This window comes from Pseudomonas putida (genome assembly GCA_041879295.1).
Taxonomy (GTDB): Bacteria; Pseudomonadota; Gammaproteobacteria; order Pseudomonadales; family Pseudomonadaceae; genus Aquipseudomonas; species Aquipseudomonas putida_Y.
In genome coordinates, this window is sequence record CP047152.1 from 1,222,266 (window position 1) to 1,234,995 (window position 12,730).

The 12,730-nt window shown below is 62.9% G+C and carries 6 protein-coding genes; 1 reads left to right on the forward strand and 5 read right to left on the reverse strand.

What is annotated here, in order from left to right; all coding sequences use genetic code 11:
• Positions 1-184: 184 nt before the first annotated feature.
• The 3 genes from GST84_05705 to GST84_05715 form a co-directional block, all read right to left on the reverse strand.
• Positions 185-946, reverse strand: coding sequence for an SIP domain-containing protein (locus GST84_05705; GenBank protein XGB11880.1), 762 nt, complete (start codon positions 944-946; stop codon positions 185-187).
• On the reverse strand, positions 939-1,484 hold the full coding sequence (locus tag GST84_05710; GenBank protein ID XGB11881.1) for a PadR family transcriptional regulator: 546 nt from the start codon (positions 1,482-1,484) through the stop codon (positions 939-941). The genes GST84_05705 and GST84_05710 overlap by 8 nt, the downstream gene beginning before the upstream one ends.
• Before the next feature lie 89 nt (positions 1,485-1,573).
• Positions 1,574-4,723 carry a glycosyl transferase family 51 gene (locus tag GST84_05715; GenBank protein ID XGB11882.1) on the reverse strand — a complete coding sequence of 1,050 codons (3,150 nt, stop codon included), beginning with the start codon at positions 4,721-4,723 and terminating at the stop codon, positions 1,574-1,576.
• Between the two features lie 392 nt (positions 4,724-5,115).
• Here GST84_05715 and GST84_05720 point away from each other — a divergent pair, with 392 nt between their 5' ends.
• A complete protein-coding gene (locus GST84_05720; protein XGB11883.1) occupies positions 5,116-6,534 on the forward strand; it encodes an amino acid permease in 1,419 nt (472 codons plus the stop codon).
• A 36-nt stretch (positions 6,535-6,570) separates the two neighbouring features.
• On the opposite strand, the gene GST84_05725 is transcribed toward GST84_05720, so the two are convergent.
• Positions 6,571-8,190, reverse strand: coding sequence for an FMN-binding glutamate synthase family protein (locus GST84_05725; protein XGB11884.1), 1,620 nt, complete (start codon positions 8,188-8,190; stop codon positions 6,571-6,573).
• A gap of 247 nt (positions 8,191-8,437) precedes the next feature.
• Complete coding sequence (locus tag GST84_05730) at positions 8,438-12,718, reverse strand: DEAD/DEAH box helicase (protein XGB11885.1); 4,281 nt, start codon at positions 12,716-12,718, stop codon at positions 8,438-8,440.
• Positions 12,719-12,730: the final 12 nt, after the last annotated feature.

The following is a 12,730-nucleotide window of genomic DNA, read 5'->3' on the forward strand; positions in this document are numbered from 1 at the left end:
TGGTTCAAACCGCGACGCAGGCGGCGCTTTGCGTGGCACCGGCTGCGCCGGTGTTCGCGGGTGAACCCGCTCCTACAACGGCCTGTGCCAACAACCGATTTGTGTCCAACCGCCGATTTGCGTCCATCCCCGATCAGTGTAGGAGCGGGCTTGCCCGCGAAGACGGCAGATCAGGCAATCACGATCACTCGTCGTCGGCGGTCCCGTTGGCCCGCCAGTAGGCTGCAGCCTTTAGCGCGTCTTCCTTTACCCCTTTCTCCAGCAACAACGCCTTGGCCTGGCGAGTCAGGGCTTTCTCCAGCGCCACCCAGGCATACAGCTGGCCTTGCGGCAAGCTCAGGTTTCGCACCAGTGCCAACAAGTCTTCCTCTTGGCGACGTACCCAGATCACTTCCACCTGGGCCTTGCTTGGCAGCGGCTGGCGCTCCTGCTCGTCTTCTATCTGGATCACTGCCAGCACCTGGCGGCCGGCTGGCAACTCCTCCAGCCGACGGCCAATTGCCGGGATGGCAGTCTCATCGCCGATCAGCAGGTAGTTGTCGAAAATATCCGGTACCACCAGCGAGGCCCTTGGCCCGGCGATGTCCAGGGTTTGCCCGGGCGTGGCCTGTGCGGCCCAGGTAGAGGCAGGGCCGTCGCCGTGCAGCACGAAGTCGATGTCCAGCTCATTTGCCACCAGGTCGATGCGCCGTGGCGTGTACTCGCGCATGGTAGGCCGCGCGCCACCGTCCTTACCCAGATTACGGGCCTCGATGGCCTGTTGTTGCTCCGGCGTTTCGGCGAACAGCAGCTTGATATGGTCGTCGCTGCCCATGCTGGTAAAGCCTTGCAGCTCGGCACCCCCCAAGGTGATGCGGCGCATGCGCGGGGTCAGCTCGGTGACCCGAAGTACCTGCAGACGGCGCTGGCGGATCTCATGGTTTACGCGGTGAACGGTGTCACTCATTGGGCGTCTCCCTGAAAGGTTCGGTTGGCCCGGAGGCAATAGCCTTGGCGGCATGGTTGAGCAGGTCACGGACCCGTTCGATTTCTTCCGCGGTCCAGCGGCCGCTGTGCATGTGCAGTGCATGGCGCAGGTTGCCGACTGCTTCATGAATCTCTGGTGGGCGGTCGTGGCCGCGCAGGGCGCGTTTGCTGACCTCGATGCGCATGCGCACGCCATCCAGGGCTACCGCCTGATCCGCCAAGGCGCTGCGGCCGGCATCGGTGATGGCATACAGGCGTTTGCTGCCCTGCACCTGGCCGCTGATCAGCTCGGCTTCTTCAAGAAAGTTCAGCGTGGGGTAGATCACCCCGGGGCTTGGGCTGTAGCTGCCTTCGAACAGGTTTTCGATCTGGCGGATCAGGTCGTAACCGTGGCCGGGTTGCTCGGCCAGCAAGTCCAGCATCAGCAGCTTGAGGTCACCAGGGGCGAAGACCCGCGGGCCGCGTTCGCCACGGCCGGGGCGCCGCTCGAAGGGGTCATGAGGGTGATGTTCGCGCATAAGGATAGGGCTCTGTCGTTTGCGATATATCGTAAGATATTACTCAAGATATATCTAATGACAAGCCTTTAAATGCTGATGATTATCATCTACTCAGTCGATGTGTTACCTGTCGGCGGCGGTGTGTGCAGGGCAACCTGTGGCGGTTTGCACTCATTCGGGTTGCCTGGCTGCAGGTATGGCATGAGGATCGGTGCCATGCCCTTGAGCACCTGCACCGGCAGCGCCGAGGTAAATTTGAACGCTTCTGCCGTGCGACCCGGCACGAAGGCGGTCAGCGTGCCGAAGTGGTTGTCGCCGAGGAAGAACACGAAGGTGGCGGTGCGGTTCAGCGAGCGCGAACCGATCAGCCGGCCGCCGGCGCCGAAGCTTTCGATTCGGTTGTCACCGGTACCGGTCTTGCCGCCCATCACCAGTGGCGTGCCGTCCTGTAGCTTGAAGCTGCCGGAAATACGCCGCGCGGTACCTGCGTCGACCACTTGCGACATGGCGCCTTTGAGCGCACGTGCCACTTCGACCGGCAGAATTCGCACGCCCCGGTCCGGGTCTGTGATCAACTTGGTCTCGTAGGGTGTATTGGCTGCAAAGTGCAGGGTATCGATGCGCAGGGTTGGTAGGCGAATGCCGTCGTTCTGGATGATCCCGACCAGTTCCGAGAGGGCAGCGGGGCGATCGCCGGAGCTGCCGATGGCGGTGGCCAATGAGGGCACCAGGTGGTCGAATGGATAGCCCACGCGTTTCCAGCGCTGGTGGATATCGAGGAAGGCTTCGATTTCGACCATGGTGCGGATACGGCTGTCTCGGGCGCTCTGGTGGCGGCTCTTGAACAGCCAGCCATATACCTCCTGGCGCTCGAAACGGCTGGCATTGACCATCTCGGTCAGTGTCGAGCTTGGGTGCTTCAGCAGGTAGCCAAGCAGCCAAAGGTCCAGCGGGTGAACCTTGGCGATGTAACCTTGGTCGGGCAGGTCGTACTTGCCTGGGCCGTAAGCAGCGTACATCTCTGACAGACGGCCATCGGTCAGTTTGCCCAACACTTTCTTGTTACCGTTGAGGTGGGCACGCACGAATGCGTTGAACGTTTCCTGGCCTGCCTCGGGGAACAGGTAGCGGTGTACTGCCGCTAACCGCTGTGGGGTCACGCGCATGCTGTCGAGGAACGTGTCCAGGCGTTGTTGCGAGGTTTTACGCTGGTACTTCTTCCAGAAGCGCATCAGGTACTTGGTGCCCTCCTTGTCGGCGAAGCGCGCAAGGTACTCCTGACGGCGCGGGTCGGTGTCGTCCTTGAGCAGCGCCACGCGGTTGTACGGCTGCTGGTAAGTCACGTAGCGCACAAGGTCGCGCATCAGGCGGATGAACGGCAGGTTGATCGATTCGCGCAGTGCGTCTTTGAGTGTCGGGTTGCGGTTGTTGTCTTCCTTGCGGAAGTTGTTGAACACATGCATCCCGCCGCCAGTGAAGAACGCTTCGCCGGTGTTGGCCGAGTACTTGCGTTCCAGCGCGGCGTCGAGCATGGCGTCCAGGCTCTGGTTTTTGCTGTTCTGTGCCAGCCATTCCAGCGACCATTGCGTGATGCGGTCGAGTTCGGCCACTTCGACCTTCTTCAGATCGGCGGCAGGTTTGCCCGCGTACTTGTCGTGCAGCTCGGCGATAATTTCCAGATAGGTGGTCAGTACCCGCAGCTTGGCGGTTGAGCCCAGTTCCAGCTTGCTGCCTTCATTGATGTCGAAGGGCTGGTTGGTGCTGTCGGTCTGCACCCGTACCCGCGAGCCATCGGCGGTGCGCTCGAACAAGGTGAAGCTGTAGCTCACCTGGTCGGTGGTCTTGGCAGTGAGTAGCCGCTCGCCGATCAGGCCGATCTGTGCGGCAAACTCTGGGTCGGCAAGGTTTTTCAGGTACTGGCTGACCTGCAGTTGCAGGTCGGCCTGCAAGGTACTGGTGGCTGACAGGTCAAGGCGGTCAAGGTCGTACAGCGGGCGGTTGAGCATGGCCGACAGGCGGTTGCGTGCCAGGCTGATGCCCTTGTTGGTGATGATCGGTACGATGGTTGGCTGCGCTACCCAGTCGCGGTACACCGCCTTGCTGGCCAGCGCGGCATCGGCCAGCGGCTGATTGATGACCTTGTTGGCGGCAAGCACGCGAATGTGCGAGTCGGTGAGTTCGGCCAACTCGACCCGGCCCTTGGACAAGTAATACGAGGGGCGGCGCTGGGCAATCATCAGCGACAGTACCTGGCGCAGGGCCAGGCCGCGCGCGGCCATGCTCTCGGGGTCGGTGGCGGTGGCGTTCAGGGCCTGGTTGACCTGGTCGAAGTCGGCGCCGTACCACACCCGCAGGCCCTCGGCCATGCCATGTACCTCACCATGCCCAGGCACGGCCGACAGCGGTACGCTGTTGAGGTAGTCGCGCACGATGCGCTGGCGTGCCTCTGTGGTGTCGGGGCCGCCCTGATAGGCACGTACGCTGGCAGAAATCATCTGCCGGATCTTCTCCGCGCCCGACACCGTCAGGCCATCGGGTGAGTGGCGATATTTCTCCAGCTGTGTGGCCAGGGTGCTGCCGCCGGCAGACTGGCCGGGCAGGGCCAGGTACTTGGCGACCTGGCTGTAGGCGGCCTTGGCAAAGCGTGGCCAGTCCACGGCCGGGTTGTTACGTGGTTCGTTGGTATCCAACAGGTCGCGGTTCTCGATGAACAGCAAGCTGTTGACCATCACGGGAGGAATCGCCGCAAAGTCCGGGTACAGGTGCTGGGGGTAGTTGTACTGGTACAGCGTGTCGCCGCGGCAGTCGGTGATCGACAGGCCGGCCTGGATCTTCTCGATATAGGGAGCGAACAGCCCATGTTCGACGTAGTTCATCAGTGCGGGAGAGAACTTCACCTGTTCGCTGATGAGGTAGTCGCGCTTGAGCAGGCGTGGCAGGAATTCACCCAGGGCGCTATAGCCCAGGCGTTTGTCGAACGGCCCATCGCCGGGGTAGATGATGGCGTCGCTGGGACCAGGTTGCAGCGAGTAGGTCAGTGTACCGGCCAGTTTGCTGAACTCGCGCGATTGCAGTTCGGAGGTGCGGAACTCGTCGTACGCGGCAACGGCGATAGCTACCAGTGCCACCAGCAGGGTGAGGAGGATCAGCCACCACCATAGCCGACGCTGACGGGGGGATTCAGGTTGTGGCGTCTCGGCCGGAGGTATCTCGGGTGCTTCCGTTCTGCTGGGTTCCGATTGCCACAGTGCGCCCATAGTCTTCTATCCGGCCAGGTGTTTTCGTCTTGCTTGTCTGAAGCTTAGACGTTGAGTGGATAGGGTGAAAAATTTGTAAGAAGAAGGGAAAAGTGGCGTAGGGCTATGCGGCTTTGGTGTGGGTTTCCTCAACGGACGATGTTGCTATGGTGCCTTGGCGATTTTTGGGGGGGCGCAGCGGCCCCAGAGTTCTAGCCAAATTTCTGCATATATACAGTGAAAACTCCTACAACGGTCTTCCTATACTGCTGGCCCCCTTCGCCCTGCCGGGCGCTCTAGTCCGGCACATGGGCCGGCTCACAAGGCCGGCCTGGCAAGCCAACGCCACGCCTATCGGCATGGTCGCGGCTGCACGGAGGTCAAATCCAATAACAAAATGAGGTTGTATTGCTATGCCAGTCGGCAACCACTCTGCCCACGGCCAGGCCACTGAAGGCGGCCCGCTCAAGCGTGAACTGGGCGAACGGCACATCCGCCTGATGGCGCTGGGCGCCTGTATCGGTGTCGGTCTTTTCCTCGGTTCGGCCAAGGCGATCGAAATGGCCGGCCCGGCCATCATGTTGTCCTACATCATCGGTGGCCTGGCCATCCTGGTGATCATGCGCGCGCTTGGTGAAATGGCCGTGCACAACCCTGTCGCCGGCTCTTTCAGCCGTTATGCCCAGGATTACCTCGGCCCATTGGCGGGCTTCCTGACCGGCTGGAACTACTGGTTCCTGTGGCTGGTGACCTGTGTTGCCGAAATTACTGCAGTGGCCATCTACATGGGCATCTGGTTCCCCGACGTACCGCGCTGGATCTGGGCCCTGGCGGCGCTGGGCAGCATGGGCGCGGTCAACCTGGTGGCGGTGAAGGCTTTTGGTGAGTTCGAGTTCTGGTTCGCGCTGATCAAGATCGTCACCATCATCGCCATGGTTCTTGGCGGCATCGGCATCATTGCCTTCGGCTTTGGCAATGACAGTGTCGCAGTCGGTATCTCCAACCTGTGGAGCAACGGCGGGTTCATGCCCAATGGTGTGACTGGCGTGCTGATGTCGCTGCAGATGGTGATGTTCGCCTACCTGGGCGTGGAAATGATCGGCCTCACCGCAGGTGAAGCACGCAACCCGCAAAAGACCATTCCGCAGGCCATCGGCTCGGTGTTCTGGCGCATCCTGCTGTTCTACGTCGGCGCGTTGTTCGTGATCCTGTCGATTTATCCGTGGAGCGAAATCGGCAGTCAGGGCAGCCCGTTCGTCATGACCTTCGAGCGTCTCGGCATCAAGACCGCCGCCGGCATCATCAACTTCGTGGTCATCACAGCGGCGCTTTCGTCGTGCAACGGCGGCATCTTCAGCACCGGGCGCATGCTCTATAGCCTGGCGCAGAACGGCCAGGCCCCGGCGGCCTTCGCCCGTACCTCGAAGAACGGCGTGCCACGCAATGCGCTGCTGCTGTCGATCGGCGCGTTGCTGTTGGGCGTGCTGGCCAACTACCTGGTGCCTGAAAAGGTCTTCGTCTGGGTAACCTCGATCGCCACCTTCGGTGCGATCTGGACCTGGGTGATGATCTTGCTGGCACAGCTGAAGTTCCGCGCCGGCCTTACCACTGCCGAGCGCAAGGCACTGAAGTACCGCATGTGGCTGTGGCCGCTGAGCTCGTATCTGGCGCTGGCCTTCCTGGTGCTGGTGGTCGGGCTGATGGCGTACTTCGAGGATACGCGTGTGGCCCTGTACATCGGCCCGGCGTTCCTGGTGCTGCTGACGGTGCTGTATTACACGCTCCGCCTGGCGCCGAAAGACGCACAAGGTGCGACGAGTACCGCCTCCTGATCTGACGTGGGGCCGCTTTGCGGCCCCAGCGTTCCGTCAGGCCGCCACTTCGCTGTGCGGCTCGAAACTGTCCGCCCGGGCCAGTTGCCACATCCGCGAATAGAACTGCCCGTCCACCTCGCCGGTCAGCAACTCACCTGGCTTCAAGAACACATGCATCTGCGAGAACAGCTTGATCTCGGTGGCCGAAATGCGCCGCACCAGGTGCTTGGCCTCCAGTTGAGCCGGGTGCTCCAGGCCTGCCGCCGCGAGCATTTCCGCCAAGGCACGCAACGTGTTGTGATGGAAGTTCAGCACCCGCTGGGCTTTGTCGGGCACCACCAGCGCACGCTGGCGCAGCGGATCTTGCGTGGCCACGCCGGTCGGGCACTTGTTGGTGTGGCAGCTTTGCGACTGGATGCAGCCGATGGCGAACATGAAGCCGCGTGCCGAGTTGGCCCAGTCGGCGCCAATGGCCAGCACGCTGGCGATGTCGAAGGCGCTGACAATCTTGCCGCTGGCGCCCAGCTTGATTTTGTCGCGCAGGTTCAGGCCGACCAGGGTGTTGTGCACGAACAGCAGGCCTTCACGTAGTGGCACCCCGATATGGTCGGTGAACTCCACAGGCGCTGCGCCGGTGCCGCCTTCCTTGCCATCGACGACGATGAAGTCGGGCAGGATGCCGGTTTCCAGCATGGCCTTGGCGATGCCCATGAATTCCCACGGGTGACCCAGGCAGAACTTGAAACCCACCGGCTTGCCGCCGGACAGTTCACGCAACTGGGCGATGAACTGCATCATTTCGATCGGTGTCGAGAAGGCGCTGTGGCGCGACGGGGAGATGCAATCCTCGCCCATCAGCACGCCACGGGTTTCGGCAATTTCCTGGGTAACCTTGTGTTTGGGCAATATGCCGCCGTGGCCGGGCTTGGCGCCCTGGCTCATCTTGATCTCGATCATGCGCACCTGAGGGCTGCGCGCCTGGGCGGCGAAGCGTTCGGGATCGAAGCGCCCATCCGGCGTGCGGCACCCGAAGTAGCCGCTGCCCAGTTCCCACACCAGGTCACCGCCGTGCTCGCGATGGTAAGGGCTGATGCTGCCCTCGCCGGTGTCGTGGTGGAAGTTGCCCAGCTTGGCGCCCTGGTTGAGCGCACGGATGGCATTGGCACTTAGCGAGCCGAAACTCATGGCCGAAATGTTGAAGATCGAGGCCGAATACGGCTGGCTGCACTGCGGCCCACCAACGATAACGCGGAAGCTGGCCGGATCGGCCAGCGGTGCCGGGCGCATCGAGTGGCCGATAAACTCGAAACCGGATTCATATACGTCGATCAGGGTGCCGAAAGGTTTGTCCGAGGCTTCGTTCTTCGCCCGGGCATACACCAGCGAGCGTTGGGCGCGGGAGAATGGCAGGGCATCGCTGTCGGACTCCAGCAGGTACTGGCGGATTTCCGGGCGAATGGCCTCGACCAGATAGCGGATGTTGCCAAGAACCGGGTAGTTGCGGCGTACGGCGTGGCGCTGCTGCAGCAGGTCGAACAGGCCGACCAGGCTGAGGATGCCAGTGGTCAGGGTGAACGGCCACAACCATTCGTGGTGGCTGAAGGGGAGGCTCGCCAGGGTGAACAGCACACAGGCGGCGAAGAAGGCATAACGACTGAGAAGTGACAGGCTCATACAGGGTCCTTGCGATGGCTCGGTCAGGCTCAGGGCCTGGGGGCAAACCCCGACCATAGCCAAGTTGCCGGGCCCTGCAAAATAAAATCGGGGTAGCGCAAATCATTCTCGACCCGAGCCAAATTGCCTGGGCGCAACGCCAACCGCTGTAGGAGCGGGTTTACCGGCGAAGGGTCGGGCCTGCCGGGCAATCTCCACCCGCCGTTCACCGTTGCCGCCGCTACCATATTTGCGGGTAAACCCGCTCCTACAGGGTGTCGCGCAGCAGTTTTTGCCGCCAGCTTTCCTGCTCCTGTGCGGACGCCTCGATCAGATACGCGTAACGCCCTGCCATCCGCACCGCCACCGGTATTCCGTCGCGATACAGAAGCCGGTTGCCAATCACTGCCGGCACTTTCGCCCCCGGCAGCAACGAGCCGATCAGGTTCAGCGGGTCACTGGCGCTCACCACCTGCAGCGTTCCGTCCGGTTCACGTCGTCTCACTTGCCGCAGCAATACTACCGCCTCCGGCAAGGCGAACTGTTCACCGGCCAGCCCGGCAATGAAGCGCCCGCCCCTGATTTCGCCACGTGCTTCCAATCGGTGGTAGCAGCGCAGCAGCTCACGCCAGGGCGGCAGTACATCACTCTCGCGCGCCAACAGGCGCCAACAGATCACGCCATAGCGGCGCAGCAGCGTGCGGGCAATGTGCTCCAGGCGCTGGTCGTGCTCCGGTGGCGCAACGCTGCGGCGCAGCAGTGACCAGCGCCCGGCATGTGCCATGCTGCTGGAAAGTGGCGGGTGGCCACGGCGGCTGTTACGTGAGCTGCGCTTGGTTGCAGGCGTGATAAGGCTGCGCAAGCCAGTGAAGCTGTCCGCCCCGACCAGGCCTGAGCCCACTAGCTCCTGCAGTGCAGTTTCCAGTTCACTGGGCAGCAGATGTGCTTCATGTGCCAGTTCATCGAAGAACAGCGCCCCCAGGGTTTTCAGCGCTTCGTGCACACGTTGCGCACGTAGGCCAAGGGCGTCGACAGCAGGTGCGGGCGCCAGACTGCGCCACGTGTTCAACTGCTCCCGCGGCAGCAGCACCAGTGGGGTACTGGTCAACGTGCTGCTCGCCACTGTTGCCGCCAGCCGGCTCCAGGCAAACTGCCCGCTTCGGCAGGCTTCATCGAGCCAGTGCGGACTGTAGTCTTTGATACGCGCCGGCAGCAGTTCCGCCTCCCAGGCTGCTGCGGCGCTGGGGAACCCTTGTAACTGGACCAGCACTTCGGCCACCGCCTGCGGACCACGCAGGCGCTCGTCAGGCGCCAGGTGCTGCCAATCGAACAGAAAGCGCATGAAGTCTTGCAGGCTGACCGGTTCGATCTCGCGGCGCAGGCGTTTGACCGTGTAGCGGTGGATGCGTGCCAGCAAGTGGCGTTCGCACCATTGCAAGTCAGTTGTACCTGGGCTGAAATGCCCGCGCAGCACATAGCCTTCGGCTTCCAGGCGGGCCAGAGCCTGCTCGATATCGGTTACCGGTTTGCCCAATGGCGCAGCGATTTGCGCCAGGGTCTGCGGGCCATGGCCGCTCAGGCGGGCGCGCAGCAGTTCGCTCAGTGCGTTGTCGGGTTCGATGGGCTGGTCGAAGCCAGCGAGCCGTTCGAACGCTGGCTCCATGTGCGCTGTGGGGTACAGTGCCAGCAGCAGGCTCAGGCGTTCGCGGGCCAACCAGAGCTTGTCATCGGGCAGACGCAAGGCACGCCCGGCCTTGGCCAGCTGCCTTAGCAGCAAATCCCAGCAGGGATTGGCATCTACCTCGACCTGACCGATGGCACCCAGGCTCATCAATGCTTCGTGCATTTCGTCGGGATTGGCCGGCTGTGGCCAGGCCTCGGCCGCGACGGCAGCAATGGCATCAGCGTCCAGTGCGCCCAGGTCGTCGCTACTGTGCACGTCGTTCCAGCGCCGGTTGAGTACCGCCTGGGTACGTCGTTCTTCCAGTGGTGCATCGTCCAGAAAGGCATAAGGCCGGGCGTTGAGAATCGCTGATGCCAGTGGCGAGGGGGCGGGCAAGTCCCTGCACAGCAAGCGCACTGCGCCGCTTTCCATGCGCCGCAGCAGGGCCAGCCAGCCTTCGCTGTCCATTGCTTCGTGCAGGCAGTCGTCGAGGGTTTGCTCGACCAGCGGGTGGTCGGGAATCTGCCGCTCGCCGACGATGTTCTCCAGGCAGGCGATCTGGTCGGGAAACACAGCGGCAATCAGGTCTTCGCTTTTCATGCGCTGGATTTGTGGTGCCACCTTGCGTCCGCCCACAAAGCGCGGCAGTGCCATGGCCACGCCTGCGTTCCAGCGCCAGCGCACGCCGAACAGCGGTGCATCGAGCAGGGCCTGGATGAGGATCGGCTCGGCGCTGCGGCTGTTCAGGTAACGCCACACTTCGTCCAGCTCGAAACTGTGGCTGGTCGACAGTGACAACACGATGGCGTCCTCGCTGGCGGCAGCCTGCAGCTCGAAGTTGAAGGTGCGGCAGAAGCGTTTGCGCAGGGCCAGGCCCCAGGCGCGGTTGATACGGCTGCCGTAGGGCGAATGAATGATCAGTTGGGTCCCGCCGGACTCATCGAAAAAGCGTTCCATCACCAGCGTATCCTGCGAGGGCAGGGCGCCAAGCACTTCACGGGTGCGGGCCAGGTAGTCGAGTAACTGGCCTGCACTGGCTTCGTCCAGTTCGAAGGTCGCCTGCAACCAGGCCAGTACCTCGACCGTGTCGCCGCCTGCCTGCGCCAGTTGCTGGTCTATTCGCGCCTGCAATCGGGCTACGGCGGCAGACAGCTCGTCACTGCGCCCCGGCGCTTCACCCAGCCAGAACGGAATGGTCGGCGGCAGGCCGTGAGCATCCTCTACCCGCACCCGGCCCGGCTCTACGCGCAGAATGCGATACGAGGCGTTGCCCAGCTGGAAAATATCGCCGGCAATGCTTTCCACGGCAAAGTCTTCATTGACGCTGCCAATGTTCAGCGCCTGCGGTTCCAGTAACACGGCGTAGTCAGCGTTGTCGGGGATGGTGCCGCCGCTGGTCAGCGCAGTCAGTTGGCTGCCACGTCGGCCACGCAGCGTGCCGGTCACTGCGTCACGGTGCAAGTAGGCACTGCGCACACCCTGGCGGCCGTTGTAGCCCTCGGCGAGCATGCGCAGCAGGGCCTGGTAATGGTGCTGATCGAGCTCGGCGTAAGGTGTAGCCTGGCGTAGGCAATCCAGCAGAGCCTGTTCGTGCCAGGCCTGGTTGCTGGCTTCTGCGACGATCTGCTGGGCCAGTACATCCAGTGGCGCCCGGGGGATGTGCAGTTCGTCCAGTTCGCCCTGGCGAACGCAGTCAAGCAGGGCAACGCATTCGATCAGGTCATCGCGTGAGGTGGGGAACAGGCGCCCCTTTGGCACACCATCGACCTGGTGCCCAGCGCGGCCTACCCGTTGCAGGAAGGCGGCAATCGAGCCCGGCGAGGCGATCTGGCAAACCAGGTCGACATCGCCGATATCAATGCCAAGCTCCAGCGATGCGGTTGCTACCAGCACCTGGAGCTTGCCGCTCTTGAGCCGCTGCTCCGCATCCAGGCGCAGCTCCTTGGACAGGCTGCCGTGGTGCGCGGCAACCGCCTCTTTACCCAGCCGGTCGCTGAGGTGGCGGGTGATACGCTCGGCCAGGCGCCGGGTGTTGACGAATACCAGCGTGGTGCGGTGTTCACGGGCCAGGGTGGCCAAACGATCGTACACGAGGCCCCAGACGTCGGTAGCCATCACTGCCCCCAGCGGTACTGGCGGCACTTCGATAGCCAGATCGCGCTGGCGCGCATGGCCGACATCGACGATGGCGCAGGCACGCCCGCTCCCGACCAGAAACTGTGCCACACGCTCTACCGGCCGTTGCGTGGCGGACAGGCCTATACGCCGCAGTGGCCTTTTGCACAAGGCTTGCAGTCGTTCCAAGGTCAGTGCCAGGTGGGCGCCGCGCTTGTTGCCGGCCAGGGCGTGGATTTCATCGACGATCACGGTGTGCACGTTGGCCAGGCCTTCACGGCCAGAAGCGGAGCCCATCAGCACGTAAAGCGATTCGGGGGTCGTCACCAGAATGTGCGGGGCCAGCTTGCGCATGGCGGCACGTTCCTTTTGCGGCGTGTCGCCCGTGCGCACGGCCGTAGTGATACGTGGGGCGTTCAGGCCTTGGTCGGCGATGGCTTGGCTGATGCCTTCGAGCGGGGCCTGCAGGTTAAGACGGATGTCATTGGACAGGGCCTTCAGAGGTGAAATATAGATCACTAGAGTCTGTGCGGGCAGCTCGCCCTGGTGCTTCATGCCTTCGCGCAGCAGTTCATCGAGCACGGCCAGAAAAGCGCTCAGGGTCTTGCCTGATCCGGTCGGCGCGGCCAGCAGCATGGATTGCCCGGCGTGGATCAATGGCCAGGCCTGGGCCTGGGCATCGGTTACCGTGGCGAAGTAGCGGCGGAACCAGGTGCTGACGGCAGGATGGAACAGCTCGAGCACCGGGTGGTGTTTGGCGGGCAGGTTCATGTGTTGTTTATG

Coding starts and splice junctions, on each gene's coding strand:
- GST84_05715 (XGB11882.1), bottom strand. CDS start 4,723: ATGGGCGCACTGTGGCAATCGGAACCCAGCAGAACGGAAGCACCCGAG.
- GST84_05725 (XGB11884.1), bottom strand. CDS start 8,190: ATGAGCCTGTCACTTCTCAGTCGTTATGCCTTCTTCGCCGCCTGTGTG.
- GST84_05730 (XGB11885.1), bottom strand. CDS start 12,718: ATGAACCTGCCCGCCAAACACCACCCGGTGCTCGAGCTGTTCCATCCT.
- GST84_05710 (XGB11881.1), bottom strand. CDS start 1,484: ATGCGCGAACATCACCCTCATGACCCCTTCGAGCGGCGCCCCGGCCGT.
- GST84_05705 (XGB11880.1), bottom strand. CDS start 946: ATGAGTGACACCGTTCACCGCGTAAACCATGAGATCCGCCAGCGCCGT.
- GST84_05720 (XGB11883.1), top strand. CDS start 5,116: ATGCCAGTCGGCAACCACTCTGCCCACGGCCAGGCCACTGAAGGCGGC.